Annotated in this window: 16 protein-coding genes and 2 pseudogenes; 11 read left to right on the top strand and 7 right to left on the bottom strand. The window is 44.9% G+C overall.

The window, feature by feature from the left end; translation table 11 throughout:
* Positions 1-36: 36 nt before the first annotated feature.
* Genes tnpC through tnpA form a run of 3 tightly spaced genes read right to left on the bottom strand, consistent with a single transcriptional unit; the run spans position 37 to position 2,343 of the window.
* Positions 37-1,638 carry an IS66 family transposase gene (gene tnpC / locus FXV75_RS12380; RefSeq protein ID WP_148833823.1) on the bottom strand — a complete coding sequence of 534 codons (1,602 nt, stop codon included), beginning with the start codon at positions 1,636-1,638 and terminating at the stop codon, positions 37-39.
* Between the two features lie 34 nt (positions 1,639-1,672).
* The gene (gene tnpB, locus FXV75_RS12375; RefSeq protein ID WP_148830799.1) at positions 1,673-2,041 is read right to left on the bottom strand and encodes an IS66 family insertion sequence element accessory protein TnpB; all 369 of its coding nucleotides are present in this window, start codon (positions 2,039-2,041) and stop codon (positions 1,673-1,675) included.
* Entirely contained in the window at positions 2,038-2,343 is a 306-nt protein-coding gene (gene tnpA, locus FXV75_RS12370; RefSeq protein WP_148833821.1) for an IS66 family insertion sequence element accessory protein TnpA, read from the bottom strand. The genes tnpB and tnpA overlap by 4 nt, the downstream gene beginning before the upstream one ends.
* 643 nt (positions 2,344-2,986) lie before the next feature.
* Between tnpA and FXV75_RS12365 the strand changes: the two are divergent.
* The 8 genes and pseudogenes from FXV75_RS12365 to FXV75_RS12330 form a co-directional block, all read left to right on the top strand.
* Positions 2,987-3,190, top strand: a pseudogene (locus FXV75_RS12365) (IS5/IS1182 family transposase); the annotation flags it as partial.
* Between the two features lie 215 nt (positions 3,191-3,405).
* Positions 3,406-3,630, top strand: a pseudogene (locus FXV75_RS16445) (ATP-binding protein); the annotation flags it as partial.
* Between the two features lie 1,354 nt (positions 3,631-4,984).
* Positions 4,985-5,914 carry an IS5 family transposase gene (locus FXV75_RS12355; protein WP_148833819.1) on the top strand — a complete coding sequence of 310 codons (930 nt, stop codon included), beginning with the start codon at positions 4,985-4,987 and terminating at the stop codon, positions 5,912-5,914.
* Positions 5,915-6,271: 357 nt separating this feature from the next.
* Positions 6,272-6,481, top strand: a complete 210-nt coding sequence (locus tag FXV75_RS12350; protein ID WP_024024079.1) for a cold-shock protein — start codon at positions 6,272-6,274, stop codon at positions 6,479-6,481.
* A gap of 158 nt (positions 6,482-6,639) precedes the next feature.
* Positions 6,640-7,185 (top strand): DUF2058 domain-containing protein, encoded by a 546-nt coding sequence (locus FXV75_RS12345; protein ID WP_148833817.1) that lies wholly within the window; start codon positions 6,640-6,642, stop codon positions 7,183-7,185.
* A gap of 405 nt (positions 7,186-7,590) precedes the next feature.
* Positions 7,591-8,547 carry a porin gene (locus tag FXV75_RS12340; protein ID WP_148833815.1) on the top strand — a complete coding sequence of 319 codons (957 nt, stop codon included), beginning with the start codon at positions 7,591-7,593 and terminating at the stop codon, positions 8,545-8,547.
* Between the two features lie 273 nt (positions 8,548-8,820).
* Complete coding sequence (locus FXV75_RS12335) at positions 8,821-9,459, top strand: cupin domain-containing protein (protein WP_148833813.1); 639 nt, start codon at positions 8,821-8,823, stop codon at positions 9,457-9,459.
* Between the two features lie 30 nt (positions 9,460-9,489).
* Positions 9,490-10,197: a fumarylacetoacetate hydrolase family protein gene (locus tag FXV75_RS12330; protein ID WP_148833811.1), complete on the top strand. Its 708-nt coding sequence runs from the start codon at positions 9,490-9,492 to the stop codon at positions 10,195-10,197.
* Here the strand turns inward: FXV75_RS12330 and FXV75_RS12325 are convergent.
* The 3 genes from FXV75_RS12325 to FXV75_RS12315 form a co-directional block, all read right to left on the bottom strand.
* A complete protein-coding gene (locus FXV75_RS12325; RefSeq protein WP_148833809.1) occupies positions 10,181-10,645 on the bottom strand; it encodes a DTW domain-containing protein in 465 nt (154 codons plus the stop codon). The two genes, FXV75_RS12330 and FXV75_RS12325, sit on opposite strands and share 17 nt — an antisense overlap.
* A 142-nt stretch (positions 10,646-10,787) precedes the next feature.
* Positions 10,788-11,999, bottom strand: coding sequence for an ammonium transporter (locus FXV75_RS12320; protein ID WP_148833807.1), 1,212 nt, complete (start codon positions 11,997-11,999; stop codon positions 10,788-10,790).
* A 374-nt stretch (positions 12,000-12,373) separates the two neighbouring features.
* On the bottom strand, positions 12,374-13,477 hold the full coding sequence (locus tag FXV75_RS12315; protein ID WP_187424847.1) for a transposase: 1,104 nt from the start codon (positions 13,475-13,477) through the stop codon (positions 12,374-12,376).
* A 160-nt stretch (positions 13,478-13,637) separates the two neighbouring features.
* Here FXV75_RS12315 and FXV75_RS12310 point away from each other — a divergent pair, with 160 nt between their 5' ends.
* Positions 13,638-14,315 carry a glutathione S-transferase gene (locus tag FXV75_RS12310; protein WP_187424890.1) on the top strand — a complete coding sequence of 226 codons (678 nt, stop codon included), beginning with the start codon at positions 13,638-13,640 and terminating at the stop codon, positions 14,313-14,315.
* Positions 14,316-14,320: 5 nt separating this feature from the next.
* On the opposite strand, the gene FXV75_RS12305 is transcribed toward FXV75_RS12310, so the two are convergent.
* On the bottom strand, positions 14,321-15,163 hold the full coding sequence (locus FXV75_RS12305) for an outer membrane protein assembly factor BamD (protein ID WP_148833805.1): 843 nt from the start codon (positions 15,161-15,163) through the stop codon (positions 14,321-14,323).
* A 160-nt stretch (positions 15,164-15,323) separates the two neighbouring features.
* Between FXV75_RS12305 and rluD the strand changes: the two genes are divergently transcribed.
* On the top strand, positions 15,324-16,307 hold the full coding sequence (rluD, locus tag FXV75_RS12300; protein ID WP_148833802.1) for a 23S rRNA pseudouridine(1911/1915/1917) synthase RluD: 984 nt from the start codon (positions 15,324-15,326) through the stop codon (positions 16,305-16,307).
* Positions 16,308-16,413: 106 nt separating this feature from the next.
* Positions 16,414-17,178: a peptidoglycan editing factor PgeF gene (gene pgeF, locus FXV75_RS12295; RefSeq protein ID WP_148833801.1), complete on the top strand. Its 765-nt coding sequence runs from the start codon at positions 16,414-16,416 to the stop codon at positions 17,176-17,178.
* The last annotated feature ends 48 nt before the right edge of the window (positions 17,179-17,226 follow it).

The following is a 17,226-nucleotide window of genomic DNA, read 5'->3' as shown; positions in this document are numbered from 1 at the left end:
GTGGCTGTCAATGACTCCCTAGAATGAACGCTTACCCTAAAACAACACAATCCGCTCTGTTGGTCTATTCCATGGCAAGAGAGCTTCGAGTTTGTCTAGGGTATTAGCGTCGGCGATGTGGTCGAGTAGGTATTGGAGGTAGCTTGAGGGTTCAAGGCCATTGGCTTTGGCGGTTTCTATCAGTGAGTAGCAGGTGGCACTGGCGTTTGCGCCACGCGTTGAATCAGCAAACAGCCCGTTGCGTCGGCCGACAGCGAAGGGGCGGATGGCGTTTTCCGCTAAGGCGTTACTGATGTGGATGAAGCCATGATCACAGTAACCGGTCAAGGATTCCCACTGGTTTAGGGTGTATTGGATCGCTTTAAAGGTCAGTGAGTCTTTGGGAACCTTCGGATGGTTGGTTTCTAACCACGTTTTGAGGTCCTGCAGCACAGGTAGGGCCAGTTCTTGGCGAACGGTGTATTTTTCCTTTTCGCTCAATTTGCCTATTTTACTTTCGATGGCATAGAGAGCACGGATTTTACTGATGGCCACATCCGCTTTTGACGGCTTGGCTTTGTGGCTTTTCCCTTTTTGAGGCGCGGCACCGCGTGCGGCGTCAACAAACTTGCGACGCGCATGATCCCAGCACCCGATTCGGGCGATACCAAGATCACGGCAAACTTGGCCATAGCCGCTGTAGCCGTCCACTTGTAATACCCCCCTAAACCCTTTCAATAGACGTGTGGGTACGTGACCCGCTCGGGTCGGATCATACTCAAACAGCACGGAAGGTTTGTCCGGAGGGCCGCCCCGTGTCACCCACATCCATTTATCACTTTGGGCGGTTTTGCCCATTTCTTTTAGCACCTGGATACGAGTTTCATCCGCTTGGATGTAATGGCTTTGGTTTTGCTGCTCCCGCATCAAGTTTATCAGCGGTTTAAAGACCTCATCCAGTCGGATGATCCAGTTGGCCATATTATTACGGCCAACCTCATGACCAAGACGCGCTAACATGCCGTCTAAACGATAGAGAGGTAACCCGTCGGCGTATTTTGAGGTGATGATGTACGCCAACAATGACGTGGTGGCAACACATTTACCCAACGGGTGCGTTGGCCGATTTGCGGCGAGCACTTGATCACCATAAGGTAATTCAAACACCGCCTTTTCTTGCCAGATTTCAATCACGTTGAGCTGAGCCGGGATAAACTCTAACTCTTCTTTCACCTTAGTAAAAAAGGTTTTTGCTGCGCCGGCTTTCTCGTCGTCGCTCAGGCAGATTTCTCGGCGGATTCGGTTTAATGAAGCAGAGAAGCCCCGTTGACGCTGACGGGTTTTCTTAGTCTGCGCCCACTCTGGGGTTAATGCGTCTTCTGGGATGTCATCAATCAGGTCGTCAATCGCACCTTCCAACTCGGCTTCATCAAACAGTGAGATCTGAAACGGCTGCTTCTCACTCTTCGCCGCGAAGCGTTGTACTTTTTGCAGACGAATGATCTCTTCAAGACGCTCGATATAGGCATCGCGCTGTTTGATGTCAGTATCCTTCTTCGCCAAGACCGAGTCTTTTTGCAACAGCAAAGACATCAGTTCAGCGTGCGATAGCTGACTGTAATCCGGCTTTTTGGTATGAGATTTAGGGGCGATTTTCATGTCGCTATCATAGCAAAAATCACCACGAAAATCCTCAGCTAAGTGCCTCATAATGCAAGGTTTTATGACCTTTCATTACGCCAAGATCGTAGCCATCCAACAGCCAATTAATCTGTTCGCCGGTGAGTGACACCAACTCGTCTGAGGCTTTGGGCCATTTAAACTTTTCCTCAGCAAGGCCTTTGTAGTAGAGCACGAAGCCATTGTCTTCCCACATCACGCACTTGATTTTATTACGATGCCGATTGGTAAAAGCATACAACGCGCCCGAAAATGGGTTGTGCCCCAGCTCTTGTTCAATGATCACCGCCAACCCATGGGCCTGTTTTCGAAAATCCACGGGGTCTCGATACAAAAAGATCTGTGGCAAATTTAAAGCGGGACGTAAATAACGCGGCTTCATAAAGCGGCCACTAGGCTGGTCACCAAGGCGAGATTACTCCCATCAATACCACGGATCACCACCCCATTGGGGAGTAGAATTTCCAGCTCATTAGTCTGGTGAGAAGGCGTCACCAGGGCTACCGACACCAATTTTGATTCGTGTGGTGCATCATTTGCAGAAGCAAATTTCTGCCGCCAATAGCCAAACTGGTGATACACCAGCCCTTCTTGTTCACAGAAGACTTTAGCGGGAAGACCTGACAACCGCCATTTTTCGATACGCGCGGCCCAAGCTTGGTTTAATGTTGTGTTTGTATTCATGTTATTTGCTCCGTCGTTGATTGGGACGAAACACAGTGTGGTTGGAGTTAAATGTGAAAACTAGAGGCTGATACAGTGACGCTTACCATACAGCCAATGCTGTGTGGGGTTTTTTTATGCCTGCGATTTAGTCATGACGGCTTGATACTGACCACTCAAAACTCAAAACTCAAAACTCAAAACTCAAAACTCAAAACTCAAAACTCAAAACTCAAAACTCAAAACTCAAAACTCAGAATACAAAGGGTAATGCATGTGCACAGCGTCTTGCTCTGCGCCTGTCTCATGCCTTGAAGCCGACGCTGTCGCAGGCAGAGCAGTCTGTCTGAATCCAAATAGACTTGAAATAGGTCATGTAAAGATGGCAAAAGAAGAGCAACTAAAGGCGGCTTAATCAAACAAAACTAAGGCGAAAAATAGAATGACAGCCAATTATGGTAAGAATAAAGCATTATGACGTCTGGTGAGCGAGTTGGGAAGGCTAAATAAAATTTTTTCCGCTGCGTCCATGCAGCAACGGGGTCATCCTGAGAAGCGACAGAGCCTCCGTCCTGAAGGCTAAAGCAAATCCATTTGCTCTCTGTCTGCGTTTAATTTAGGCCAAAAAAAACTCGAATGCAAGTGTTAATAGCGATTTACATCAAGAGGGGGCGAGAAAGAAGAATTTGAACCCGCCGATACGGTGCGTTATCGGGAACGTTCGGGCGCAGAACGAGCCAATGGCCGACTCAAGGACGAGTTCGGAGGTCGACACATCTGGGTACGTGGTGAGGTAAAAGTCATGAGTCACCTGATGTTTGGCATTTTAGTACTGGGTGTCGATCAACTGCTTCGACTGCGGCAATAAATCGCAGAAAGATAAGTCATGTATCGAGGATATTGTGCTTCTGGGGTGGTCACAGAACGAGCCGCTACGATCAAAAAAGAGAGAAAAGCGATGACGACCTAGTCAAAATAGAAAATGCATAGAAACACATGCTTAACTGAGTAAAAAAACAGCCTCTAAAAGGGCGATAAGTTATCCACAAATGGGTTGGCTATTAGTTTTGCAAGATGCTCGGAAGCCAAGTCTTGTTCGAGTTAATTGCGCATCGATATGAAAGAGGAAGCTTATTGATTACGACAAATCAGGCGTTTAATGAGTAGGACAGCATCTTCGGGGATAACATGATGACGGTCGCAGCAATTGATAGATTAGTCCACCATGCCGATATTTATCAAATAGAAGGGGAAAGTTACCGAAAGAAACACGCTCTAAAATCTAACGCTCAGAATCGGCCAAGTTAATTGACGGGAACCGGACAAGGTAGTTGACGCCTTATAGGCAGATCATCTCAAGCTTTAAATACGAGAAGCCCCATACAGCCAGCGCTCTGTGGTTTTTTTATGCCGGAAATTTACCGGTAATGAGTGACTCAAAGAATATTCTGTTCTGCCTTTTACTTGCGCCTGCCTTGAAGCCGACGCTGTCGCAGGCAGAGCAGGCTGTCTGAATCCAGATAGACTTGAAATAGGTCATGTAAAGATGGCAAAAGAAGAGCAGCTAAAGGCGGCTTAATCAAACAAAACTTAGGCAAAAAATAGAATGACAGCCAACGAAGGTAAGACTACAGCGTTGTCAGGTCTGGTGGTGAGTAAGTTGAGAAGGCTAAATAAAAATTTTCCGCTGCGTCCATGCAGCAACGGGATCATCCTGAGAAGCGACAGAGCCTCCGTCCTGAAGGCTAAAGCAAATCCGTTTGCTCTCTGTCTGTGATTAATTTAGGTCAAAAAAAGTTCGAATGCAAGTGTTAATAGCGATTTACATCAAGATCGGGTGTTTTAACGACACGGATGGATTTAGCCAACCGCGAAATCGTTCGCCATCCACTCTTAAGAACGCCAGATGTTCAGCTGGTAAAAAGTAGGAGCGAATGCCATTGAAAAACATCGGCCGAGCACGCAAGGGCTCATGTTCCATTTAGATAGGGTGTGCAGTCGAGTGCTAAGCTGTTCTAAGAAGTACTTCCTACAAAGTATGAATCGTCGAGGTAACTGTTGGGGTAATGCTGTTTTTGTACAGTTTAAGCTTTATTAATCAAAAATCGGTTCTTGTTGATCGATATATTGGACTTTACAACTACAAACGCCGAAGTCGACGAGTGATTATGTAACACCGGTTCAAAAGCGAAAAGAATTACAAAAAGTGCTTTAACCCCCTTACTTTGGCATTACACGGCAGGTGCAGGCAACGTAGGATGCTTTGAGCAAACGATTCAAGAAAGTACAGAAAAAACTTAGATTGTATGAGCTTTGATAGGGAGTGAAAAGCGTTGTGGATTCTAGAGAGAGTTGGGAATACTAGATAAAAATTTTTCCGCTGCGTCCATGCAGCAACGTAGTCATCCTGAGAAGCGACAGAGCCTCCGTCCTGAAGGCTAAAGCAAGTCCGTTTGCTCTCTGTCTGTGTTTAATTTAGGTCAAAAAAAGATCAATTACAAGTTTAAATCGTAAAAAAGTGCAAATACTATGTATAAAAATATTCGGGATGGGGGGTTGGTGCTGTAAAGCCTTTCGAAAGTAACTATACGAGACCTTTGCACGAATCATCCCCTTCGATCCTATGAGATAATAACCAAAAGCAAAGAAGAGCAATCAAAAAATGGCGTGGAAAGAGTTAAAACAACAGAGCTTTGCCGATGCGCTGCAAGCATCGAATCGGTTTATTGAAGAATTTGACGAGATTCATGACTTGTTGAATTGGTCGTGCCTTGAGCGATTATTCTGTGACATTCACAACCGTACAAAAGGTGAACGCGCTTGGCCTCCGTTGATGATGTTTAAAGCTTTGTTATTGCAATCATGGCACAACCTAAGTGACCCAGCGCTGGAAAAAGCATTGGCTCGCGACTTATTATTTCGCCGGTTTGTCGGTGTCGGCCTAGATCAAGGCGTTCCCGACCACAGTACAATTTGGCGTTTCCGTAATCTGCTAGAGAAAAACGGATTACTAGACGCAGCGATGACCGAGATCAATGCCCAGTTAGCCGAACAAAGTCTGATCATCAAACAAGGTGAGATAAGCATCATAGATGCCAGCGTGATAGAAGCGAAGAATGCTCGTCCTCGTAAGAATGCTGAGGGTAAAAACACGCAAGACCCAGAAGCAGGCTATAGCGTTAAGCAAAGCAGCGATGGAAAACGTAAAACCACCTATGGTTTTAAGGCCCATACAAATGTGGATGAGGATGGTTTTGTCAAAGAAGCCATGCTCACGGCAGGCAATGTTCACGATTCGATTCCATTTGAATCGATACTCACTGGTCATGAGCGGGAAGTGTATGCAGACAGTGCGTACAAAAGTGCCCAGCACAGCAGGTTATTGAAGCAAAAAAAGGTCAAAGAATGCATTACCCATCGAGCTTATCGTAATAGACCTCTTAACGAGGATCAAGAAAAGCAAAACCGTTATTTTTCCAGTATTCGTTCCCGTGTAGAGCATGTCTTTGGGATAATGAAATTGCACTATGGGTTAGGTAAAGCGCGTTATCAAAGAGCACTGATTTTTAACGATGTTGACCGTTTTCTATAAAGACGTTGATTGAATTTTTTATAAAAGACCTTTGGCAAGCAATATGGCTAGATCGACTGCTCATGCAAAGGTCTCGAAGTGTGTCTACTTTAAATCAAAGTAACTGATAAGACGCAGTTGAATTTTAATTCGTTGTTTTTAACTCTTTTTGTAAAACTATCATTGACCTTGTGGCTTGAAGGAGACTACAATCAGTTTCGTTTAAAAGAGTTGGCAATATTTATGTCCAGAGTTGCGAATAGTACGTTAGTATGTTCGGTCCTGTTAAGTCATAAGTAATACCGAGTTTTTTTAGCACTATAACGTATATGATTTACATATACGTATAAATTAACTTAACCTACAGGATAAACAGACATGTCTGACGTAGTAACTGGTACAGTAAAATTTTTCAACGAAACTAAAGGTTTCGGTTTCATCACTCAAGATTCAGGTCCTGACGTTTTCGTTCATTTCTCTGCAATCAACACTTCTGGCTTCAAAACTTTGGCTGAAGGCCAAAAAGTTGAATTCCAAGTAGCTCAAGGCAAAAAAGGCCCAGAAGCTCAAAACGTTACTCCTTTATAAGGAAACGTTGCTGAGATTAATCTCAGCAGTGTGAATGCTAAAAAGCGACTTTCAAAGTCGCTTTTTTTGTTTTTATACTTTTTGTTAGATATGAATGCTTAAATTTTTTTATGGAACGCACATAGCTATTCACTTTTAATGTAAATGAAGGGGCGAATATGGCGGTTAAGTCATTGCAAGAGCAATTGTTAGGGGCTGGGCTGGTAGATAAGAAAAAAATTAAAAAGCTTAAAGCCGAGACTTTACAGCACAAGCAAAAAGTTAAAAAAGGAAAAGTAGCTGCTACTGATGATAGTGATCGTCAAGCTGAGTTAAAGCGTCAAAGAGATGAAAAGGTTAACAAAGACAAGCTATTAAACCTAGAGCGTCAAAAGCAAGCGGAACAGAAAGCGGCTCAGGCGCAAATTCTCCAAATGATAGAGACAAACCGTATTCGTAAAGAGGATGGCGATATTGCTTATCATTTTACGGATGATAAAAAAGTTAAAAAACTCTATATCAGTCAGTCTGTCCATAATGATTTGAGTGCTGGGCGGTTAGCTATTGTAAAACTAGCTGGCAATTATGAGCTCATACCTGAGCCCGTAGCTGTCAAAATCAGTGAGCGTGATAGTTCATATGTGCTTGTATGTAATAATCGAGTAGAGAGCGTTGAGGATGACCCGTATGCGGACTTCCAGATTCCAGATGATCTAATGTGGTAGTAGCTTTTAATTATAACACTTATGCCTTATCTAAGAGGCATAAGTCGTTCACAATTATTTTCCTTTGTTTCGGCCATTTCGATTTTATTTCTCCTGTTCTTTTACTGACAAGACATTTTCAATTCTGCACACAAAAAGCATCAATAATGATAATGTCTTGCACAAAATACTCTATCTTCTCCTTTTATAATATTTAAGCTTATGATTTATATAGTTAATTTTATTTTTCACTGTCTGCGTAAGTCCTTTTTTAGTCATATATTTCACAAAGATAGCATGTAAGTAGAATACTCCATGCAAGCGACTGGTGAGTGCTTGTCTATTCTTGTGAATTGTTTAAATTGTTCAGCTGTTGCTTGCATACATCAAGCGTTTTAAAGCCAAACACTCAAAAGGGAAATGACAATGAAAAAAACTATTATTGCTATTGCGGTATCAAGCGCGGCGTTCGCTTCTTTACCTGCTCAGGCAGCAGAAGGTTCTTCAGTTGATGTTTACGGTAACATTCAGTTTGCCTATTCAGACAAAGACGCTGGAACAGATCTTGAAGACAATGGTTCTACGATTGGTGTGAAAGGCGAAACTAAAGTCAGCGACGATTTAACGGCTTTTTTCAAATATGAGCTTGAGTTTAAAGCCGATCAAACAGAAGGTCGTGATAGTAACAATACTAAGGGTTACAATGAGTCAAAGCTTGATCAAGCCTTTGTTGGTTTGCAAGGTAACTTTGGTATAGTGCAAATCGGTTCTTTTGACACCATTTACAACAACGCAATTCAAGATACTGTTGATCAATTTGAATACCTAGGCATGACCAGTGCCGATGGCACATCTGAAGGCGATACTATTACTTACTTCTCTCCATCAATGAATGGTTTTGAAGTCCAAGTTGCTGCTCAAGTAAAAGGCGATACTACTTCTACAGACAATATCGATGATGAAGAAGACGGTGCCTCTCTAATGGGTGTTCTTAAGTATTCAACTGACCTCGTGTCTGTTGCATTGGGTTACGATACTCGTGAAAACACATCAACCGATCCTAAAGCTACAACAGGTTTGGCGGTAACGGTGATGCCAATGGATAGCCTCTCAGTGACGGCTAAATACGAAACCACAGAAGATACACAAGACATCTACGGTCTAGCGGCTCGTTATGGTTACGGTGCGGGCGATGTTTATGCTTCTTATCAAAACATCAATCCTGATGCTGCAGGATCTGAGGACTACAATGAATACGCGGCTGGTGTGACGTACAGTCTGGCATCTAATGTCTATGTATTCGGTGAAGTAGGTAAATTTGAAAATGCTTCAAACAGCGACACTGATACTCAAACTGCAGTTGGTGTTTACTACGGTTTCTAAGTTCTTCTTTAACGGATGATTTTAGTTACTTTAAGGCTCTTAACTCATTATGCGGTCAAGAGCCTTATGTTAAAGGCGATCATTCAAGGTTCCATATTTCTTCTTTATAGGTGAATGGTTGGAACATTTTGCACCCGGTGGCGACATCTGGTGCTTTTTTTTGTGGACGATTTATGGATGAACGTTTAGTAAAAGTGTCGGTGAAAGTGTCGGTGAAAGTGTCCGTGTTGTGATTAAATACGTGCGTCCAAGTATTTTAATAGGTAGCGGTTTATGTTGAATATGGATTTGACTCAGTCCATCTTAATAAATACGAAAGCAGAACCCTGGCAACGAAGCCCAATGGCGGGTGTGCTTAGAAAGCCACTAGCTCGTGAAGATGCAGAACAAGGCCATGCGACCAGTATTGTGCGCTACGAGGCCGGATCGGCGTTTCGATCGCACTCTCATCCTTTGGGTGAAGAGATATTGGTGTTAGACGGTGTTTTTTCAGATGAGCAGGGTGATTATTCCGCAGGACATTATTTTCGCAACCCTCCAGGTAGTTCTCATGCGCCTTACAGTACGAGTGGTTGTCTGTTGCTGGTAAAGCTTCATCAGTTTCAACCTGATGACACAAATCACATTTGCCTAGAAACGCCAACCATTTGGGGCTCTAAGGTGACAAAGACTTCGTTGCTTTATGAATTTCGCACTGAGCGCGTGTGGTTGGTTAGAATCAAAAATAATGAAAATACCTTGGAGACATTGGACCTAGATAACTCAGTTGAGGTATTTGTACTATCCGGTGAGGCCCAATACAATGGTAAGTCATTAACTGCGGGTACTTGGTTGCGTGAGCCCGCTTTTGATCCGACGCATTGGCGTGTCTCGTCAGACTGTTTTGTTTGGCTTAAGACCGGACATTTTTAACCATTTTTTGTCTAATTTACGGAGGTTCTTGTGAAAAATATCGTATCAGAACAAGCGCGTGTGTATTTGCCTGTTGTTGATAGTGATCAGGTGTTTCCGGTTGGTCGAGTGTATTGCGTTGGACGAAATTACGCAGAACATGCGAGAGAAATGGGGGATGATCCGGACAGAGATCCGCCGTTCTTTTTCGCTAAAGACGCTTCGTGTGTTGTGCCCGCTGCGTTGTCACAGACGACAAATATTGCTTACCCTATGGCGTCGACGCAGTTTGAATACGAGGTAGAGTTGGTGGTTGCTTTAGGTAAAGGCGGTAAAAATTTGACTTTAGAGCAAGCGGCTGAGGCGGTCTTAGGTTATGCCGTTGGCTTGGATATGACGCGACGAGATCTACAAGGTCAAGCAAAGAAAAAAGGGCGTCCTTGGGAAGTGGGTAAATCGTTTGATGAATCCGCACCAGTTGGACCTGTTTTTTTAAAAACAGATACGCTCACTAAACATCTTGCTGATGCGAACATTGGACTGAAAGTGAATGACGAGCTTAAACAAAAGAGCCGAATTTCTAATCTTACATGGTCAATCGAAGAGGTGATTTGCAAGTTATCTGACGTGTTTGAACTGCGAGCAGGGGATTTAATTATGACAGGTACACCGGAAAATGTGGGTCCTGTGTTAGTCGGTGATGAGATGCTGGCATGGGTAGAGCATTTGGGTGATATTCGTATTAAGGTGACTGATTGAACTCGGCAAATCGATCCGCTAATGCCGGTGCGGCGGGGTGTTGTTGTTCCATTAATATGTGGATGGCGACCTCTGCTGTGCACAACCCAGTGTCTTTCTGATTACGTCGTTTACTGTAAGCCGAACGAAGCCCCTGTATTTCATAGTGATCAAAGCGTTGAAGATAAGGGGATTGATTGTACATTTTGCGTGCTTGCTGCCAAGTACCATCAAGTATCAACACGTTTTTAATTGCTTTAATTGCGACGCTAACGGCTTTGGTGCAGTGTGTCATATGGGGGTAAATAAGTACGGTATCCAAGGGGGAAAGTCGCAGCACCGCTGCGTTGGGTTCTACCCGTGACCAAACCATCAGGTGACAGTCGTCATTGAGTATCTCTTTCACCAGTGTGCCGGTGCCCGTTGTTTTTTTGATTTCTTCACTGTGGGTTAAAAGCCAAATGTTCATGAGATACCTGCGTTAAAAAACGTCAGTGTAGCAAAAGTAAGCGAGTATTGGGTGTTTGCAACGAGCCAAACTAAAAAACCAGCAGGGATGCCATGCTGGTTTTTAAATACGCCGTGTACTTTATTTTAAGGCGAAAAAATCGTTATTCTTTGCCTGTTGAGCCAATTTTATGGATGGATAAATCGGCACCATTAAATTCGTCTTCTTCACTTAAGCGTAATCCACTGACCGACTTAACGAGACCATAAACAATGAAGCCACTGACCAGTGCGATAACCATGCCTGCGAGACTTCCGATCAACTGAGAGACAAGGCTAACGCCACCTAAGCCGCCCATTGCCTCAGACCCAAAAATACCTGCCGCAATGCCACCCCAAGCACCACACACGCCATGTAACGGCCAAACACCAAGAACGTCATCAGTATGCTTGAATTTCTGCTGAATCAGGGTAAATAACACCGTAAAAATGGCGCCAGCCAGCGCGCCGGTTGCAAGTGCTCCAATTGGGTGCATGATGTCGGACCCTGCACAGATTGCAACCAGTCCCGCTAAGGGGCCATTGTGGATAAAGCCAGGGTCATTTTTTCCGAATATCATCGCGGTGATGATTCCGCCAACCATTGCCATCAGAGAATTGACTGCGACAAGGCCGCTGACGCCATCTAGGGTTTGTGCAGACATTACGTTGAATCCGAACCAGCCAATACAAAGAATCCATGCTCCCAAGGCGAGGAATGGAATATTAGATGGAGCGAATGCCACGAGCCTACCGTTTCTAAAGCGTCCGTTACGTGTCCCTAGTAAAATAATAGCAGCAAGTGCGACCCAGCCGCCAAAGGCATGTACCACCACAGAGCCAGCAAAATCATGAAAAGGGGCGCCAAATTCGGTACTGAGCCAATCTTGTATGCCGTAGTTACCGTTCCAGACAATCCCTTCAAAAAAAGGATAAGCAACACCAACAATCATCGCGGCTGAAATGAGCATAGGGTAAAATTTCGCACGTTCGGCTACGCCTCCTGAAATGATGGCCGGAATGGCAGCGGCAAACGTCATCAAAAAGAAAAACTTAACCAAGCTGTAACCGTTCTCTTGAGACAGTACAGCCGCGCTGTCGAAAAAAGAAACGCCATAGGCAATATGATAACCTACAAAAAAATAGACCAAAGCTGAGATGGCAAAATCGGTCATAATCTTAACCAAGGCATTGACTTGGTTTTTATGTCGTACTGTGCCGACTTCTAAAAAAGCAAATCCAGCATGCATGGCAAACACCATAATGGCGCCAAGCAGTATAAATAACGTATTTGAACTGGAAACCAGCGTTTCCACTGCACTGTTTAAGGGGGTCACTTGTCGCTCCTGATGTTTTTTGCACCTTAATGGTGTTTTATTTTGGTTTTTTGCTCTAACTTGGGGCTTTATGTTGGTTTAAATACTCACAAAGCCCTTTTCTTTAATTATTCAAGCAAAAATCGTTCCATTTTGGTGCTTTTTTAAGCGAATTTATTGTTAGAGCATCTTGCAAAACTAATAGCCAACCCATTTGTGGATAACTTATCGCCCTTTTAGAGGCTGTTTTTTTACTCAGTTAAGCATGTGTTTCTATGCATTTTCTATTTTGACTAGGTCGTCATCGCTTTTCTCTCTTTATTGATCATAGCGGCTCGTTCTGTGACCACCCCAGAAGCACAATATCCTCGATACATGACTTATCTTTCTGCGATTTATTGCCGCAGTCGAAGCAGTTGATCGACACTCAGTACTAAAATGCCAAACATCAGGTGACTCATGACTTTTACCTCACCACGTACCCAGATGTGTCGACCTCCGAACTCATCCTTGAGTCGGCCATTGGCTCGTTCTGCGCCCGAACGTTCCCGATAACGCACCGTATCGGCGGGTTCAAATCCTTCTTTCTCGCCCCCTCTGGGGTTGTGATCTATCAGGGGCACATGCCCTAACTCTCTACTGTGCTCATGCAGGTCAATACTGCAGTAGGCGGCGTCCATCAGATCATAAAGGTTGGTCACCCTCGCCGCACTGATGTGAGACAGAGGGATGGCGGCACGGCTGTCATGCATGGAGGCTGAGGACAGCAAAGCGGAGATGGGGACGCCACAGTCTGCAATGTCTAGATGCAGTTTGTAGCCATTCCAGCTGTTTTTATAGCCTTGAGCATTGCATTTTGTGCCACGACGGCAATCAACCGGGATCTCTTTAAGCATCTCTTCTAGGCATTGGGTACGTTGCCGTGCCACATTGAATTTGATCGGGCGGTTTTCATCTTTGTCCTTGCGGGGCCGCCCTTTAAGCTTAGGTTTATCCGTGTCCACTTTGTCGATCTTTTGTGGACGTTCTCTCACCTTAATCGCCGTCCCGTCTCGGCTGATATGCCCAATGAGACGATCTCCAAAGTGCATTTTGATCAGCACCTCGTGGGCACGTTCGGCCAACTTATCTTTGGCAAACGTCTCGAACGCACGAGAAAAAGTCGAGGCTGAGGGCAGTTTCTTATGAAGCGGAAATCCACAGATTCGCTGTAATGCTTTGTCCATGTTTAGGCGTTCTATTAGATGCACCGTGGTGGTAAGCCCAAGCACTACCTTGGCAACAAACGCGTTGGCTAACCAAGCGAGTTCATGGGGAGGACGCCCCGTCCGATACGAAAAACGTGTCACAAACTCTTCGATGCGAGACCATTCCAAGATATGAATCAGTTTTTCAAGTTTTGGGGTCAACAAGCCTATTTCTTGGTGTAAAGCAGGAATCAATTGGCCTTGAACGATTTGCCAGCGTTGCATTATTTGTTGGGGCGTCGTAGCATTCATAGAGTGGGTATGTCGATGTTGTGTGAGAACGCTATCGTCGCCGGAAACGGCAGCCCACGTCTTCTCTTTTTTCGTTATTCCACGAATAGATATGGCTTATATCGACAGTTTTGCAATTACCTCGTTATGCACTGATTTTGAACTTTTTTGAGGAGAGGTTGTGTTGCCTATTCTGTATTCGTTCAGGCGTTGCCCGTATGCTATAAGAGCGAGATATACATTGGCTGTATTAAAAGTGCCTGTTTATTTGCGGGAAGTTGCGTTGAAATCAAAGCCAGCGGCCTTGTTGGCATTGGGTGGTCGATCCAGTGTCCCTCAGCTTATTGACGCCGATGGATGCCGTTACCCTGAAAGTATGGATATTATGTTGTGGGCGCTGTCTAAGAGCAAAGAAGTTGAACCAAAGCAGTTGCTATGGCCTCTTGAGTCCAGAACACGCCTCAAAATGCAGTTATGGATTCAGTATAACGATCGATTTTTTAAATATTGGTTGGATCGATATAAATACGCTGACCGGTATCCTGAACACACCGAGGCATATTATCGGCGTAAGGCGGAAGGCTTTTTACAACGGTTAGAAAGGCGGTTATCACAGGGCGCATTTTTATTTGGTGATTTTATAAGTCTGGCTGATATCGCGATTTTCCCCTTTGTTCGACAATGCGCTGCGGTAAATCAAGCATGGTTTGATGGATCGAAGTATGAATTTGTAAGGTTATGGTTAGCTTACTTTGTGAGTTCTGATGTCTTTCAATCTGTGGTGATGATCAAAAATACCACTTGGCAAACAGACGATGAGGACATCATCTTCCCTGTTACTCAAGTGGCATTACAGTAAGCTGTTTAGTTAATCAGGCCAAAGCTCACCCAATATAAAAAGCCTGGGTCAGCGTCGCTCGGTAGACTGAGGGCAATAAAATCTCCGTTGGCATCGATATACGATGAAGCAGGAAAGTTTTGCTTTAGAATCTCTAGGTTTTGTTGCGCCAGATCGATTTGCTGTAGATCGTTGTAAGATTGAATGTTAATAGCTAGGGCTTCTTCTACGGAGTCCGAGCTGGGGTAACTCAGAATGACTTCTTGGCTGCGTCGTAAAGCGGATAGGGGCGCTTTTCTTTTTAAGTAATAATAAGCTACTTGCAGTTCGTGGCGCGCGACCATGTTTCGAAGGTAATACATTCGGGCCTTGCTGTCTGGAGCATAAGCGCTGTTCGGAAAGCGCACAGTAAGATCAGCAAGTTCGTTAAACGCCTTGGCAAGTTCCTTTGAGTCTCGTTCGCTTGGGTCTAGACCTAAGTAGCGAGACGTTAAGCTTTCCGCACCTTTGTAAGTTGATAGCGCTCGCATGTAATAAGCGTAATCCAGTGATTCGTGTTCTGGGTGGTTTTTAATAAATCGCTCGGCCGATGCATGCGCTCCGATAAACTCGCTGGCTTCCATTTGAGCGTACATTAAATCTAATTCAGCGCGCGTACTGAATTCACCAAAGGGATAGCGTGAATCTAGGTCTTTAAGATGTTTTATGGCCGTGGAAGGAAGGTTGTTTTCTAGAGCTTGCTGGGCTTTGTCGTAGTAAGTGCGTTCTGGTAAGTCAGGAGCTTGTACCGGCTTGCTTGAGCAGGCAACAACAAGCAAAGAAAAACTTACTATTCCAGAGAAACGGAGCAGCGTGTGATGGAATCCCATGTATAATCAAACCCTTGATATGGTAGTAGATTAGCCTCAATCGGCATTTTGTAGCGTTAAATTGCGAAAGATGATGAAGTGCAAGGCGCTACACGTTTTTTCACTTTCAGTCTCAATGATAAAGTCAACGAGCTGAAAACAACAGAATAAAGTACATTGTATGGCAGAGCGCATAGTAAAAGAAGCCCAAGTCCCGTTCGATTTGGGCGGTAACCGATTTGATCAAATTGCGACCGAGTTGTTTAACGACTATTCCCGTTCGCGTATTCAAAGTTGGATAAAAGAAGGCGTGTTGAGAGTCGATGGCAAGGTCACCAAGCCCAAGGAAAAGCTATTTGGTGGCGAGGTGGTCTCTCTTGACATTGTGATCGAAGCGCAAGCCGATCATGAAGCGCAAGAAATGACCTTAGACATCGTTTATGAAGATGACGACATTATTATTGTCAACAAACCCGCGGGTTTGGTCGTGCATCCAGCGGTGGGTAATCGCGATGGCACCTTGATGAACGCGATACTGCACCACGCCCCAGAAACCGCGCACATTCCTCGTGCGGGCATTGTTCATCGTCTTGACAAAGAAACCACCGGGTTGATGGTGGTCGCCAAGACGTTGATTGCGCAGACAGACTTGGTCGCGCAGCTACAAGAGCGGAGTATGGGTCGTGAATACGAAGCGATTTCCATCGGTGTGATGACGGGCGGTGGTGAAGTGGATGAGCCGATTGGTCGTCATCCACATAATCGTCAAAAGCAAGCGGTTGAGCCGGTGAATGGTAAAGAGGCTGTAACGCATTACCGCTTAGTTGAGCGTTTTAAAAATCACACACACATTCGTTTGAAATTGGAAACCGGCCGTACGCATCAAATTCGTGTGCATATGGCGTTTATTCAATACCCATTGGTGGGCGATCCACAATACGGCGGTCGTTTGAAAATGCCCAAAGCCTGTTCACCTGAATTGCAGGATGAATTACGTCATTTCCGTCGTCAGGCTTTGCACGCGAAGAAGCTCGCTCTGGCGCACCCCATTACAGGTGAGTGGATGGAATGGGAAGTGGATTTGCCAGCGGATATGCAAAAGCTGATTAATGCCCTCAAAAAAGACATGGTTGAGTCGGGCAGTAATGACTCAGAATATTTTTAATGGGTTCTGCATAATTGAGGCTGCTTAGGCAGCCTTTTTTATTTTTTTAGATTTAGGTTAAACGCATTTTTTGTATGTTTAATCTGCTGTTTTTACGGAGAATTTTATGTCTTCTGATCGTCTTGCTTATATTTCTCCTACTTGGCCTGCTCCGGTTTCTGTGCGAGCGTATGTTTCTACGCGTATTGGCGGGGTCAGTGCAACGCCTTTTGACGCGTTAAATCTGGGAATGCATGTGCAAGACGAACCTATTGCGGTTCAACAAAATCGTGATCTATTTTCGTCTTATGTGAACATGCCTGATTCCGTGCAGTGGCTGAATCAGGTTCACGGTACCGATGTGGTGACCTTGCCATACGACCCCTTGTTAAATAATGCTATCCCTGAGTCGGCCGATGCCGCGTTTACCCGTACTGCACAGCAAGTGTGTGCGGTGTTGACGGCGGACTGTTTGCCGGTGTTTTTTTGTGATTCACTGGGTTCTCAAGTCGCGGTGGCGCACGCGGGCTGGAGAGGTTTGTGTGCTGGTGTGCTGGAAGCAACGTTGAGGTGTTTTGACGACCCATCAAGCGTGATGGTTTGGCTTGGTCCAGCTATTGGCCCGACGGCGTTTGAGGTGGGCGACGAGGTGAAGAGTGCCTTTGTCTCTGTGTCGCTTGATGCTCAGAAAGCGTTTGCGCCTAGTCAGCAGGCGGGTAAATGGCTAGGCGATCTTTATATGTTAGCAACGCAGCGTTTGCAGGCAGCCGGTGTGACACACATTTATGGCGGTGACCATTGCACTTTCACCGACGTGGAGCGTTTTTATTCTTATCGACGTGACGGTCAAACCGGTCGTATGGCGTCGGTTATTTGGCTCAATAAGGGATAAATTAATGGCTTTGTTGGCGGGTGTCAAAAAAATGACACTCTTGCTCTT

It is taken from the genome of Marinomonas sp. IMCC 4694 (assembly GCF_008122525.1).
Taxonomy (GTDB): Bacteria; Pseudomonadota; Gammaproteobacteria; order Pseudomonadales; family Marinomonadaceae; genus Marinomonas.
This window is presented reverse-complemented; position numbering and strand designations above follow the sequence as displayed.

Bases quoted from the DNA above. Each gene is read 5' to 3' on its own strand.
- FXV75_RS12345 (WP_148833817.1), top strand. From the start codon at position 6,640: ATGGCGGTTAAGTCATTGCAAGAGCAATTGTTAGGGGCTGGGCTGGTA.
- tnpB (WP_148830799.1), bottom strand. From the start codon at position 2,041: ATGAAGCCGCGTTATTTACGTCCCGCTTTAAATTTGCCACAGATCTTT.
- FXV75_RS12335 (WP_148833813.1), top strand. From the start codon at position 8,821: ATGTTGAATATGGATTTGACTCAGTCCATCTTAATAAATACGAAAGCA.
- rluD (WP_148833802.1), top strand. From the start codon at position 15,324: ATGGCAGAGCGCATAGTAAAAGAAGCCCAAGTCCCGTTCGATTTGGGC.
- tnpA (WP_148833821.1), bottom strand. From the start codon at position 2,343: ATGAATACAAACACAACATTAAACCAAGCTTGGGCCGCGCGTATCGAA.
- FXV75_RS12315 (WP_187424847.1), bottom strand. From the start codon at position 13,477: ATGAATGCTACGACGCCCCAACAAATAATGCAACGCTGGCAAATCGTT.
- FXV75_RS12355 (WP_148833819.1), top strand. From the start codon at position 4,985: ATGGCGTGGAAAGAGTTAAAACAACAGAGCTTTGCCGATGCGCTGCAA.
- FXV75_RS12305 (WP_148833805.1), bottom strand. From the start codon at position 15,163: ATGGGATTCCATCACACGCTGCTCCGTTTCTCTGGAATAGTAAGTTTT.
- FXV75_RS12340 (WP_148833815.1), top strand. From the start codon at position 7,591: ATGAAAAAAACTATTATTGCTATTGCGGTATCAAGCGCGGCGTTCGCT.
- FXV75_RS12325 (WP_148833809.1), bottom strand. From the start codon at position 10,645: ATGAACATTTGGCTTTTAACCCACAGTGAAGAAATCAAAAAAACAACG.
- FXV75_RS12350 (WP_024024079.1), top strand. From the start codon at position 6,272: ATGTCTGACGTAGTAACTGGTACAGTAAAATTTTTCAACGAAACTAAA.
- tnpC (WP_148833823.1), bottom strand. From the start codon at position 1,638: ATGAAAATCGCCCCTAAATCTCATACCAAAAAGCCGGATTACAGTCAG.
- pgeF (WP_148833801.1), top strand. From the start codon at position 16,414: ATGTCTTCTGATCGTCTTGCTTATATTTCTCCTACTTGGCCTGCTCCG.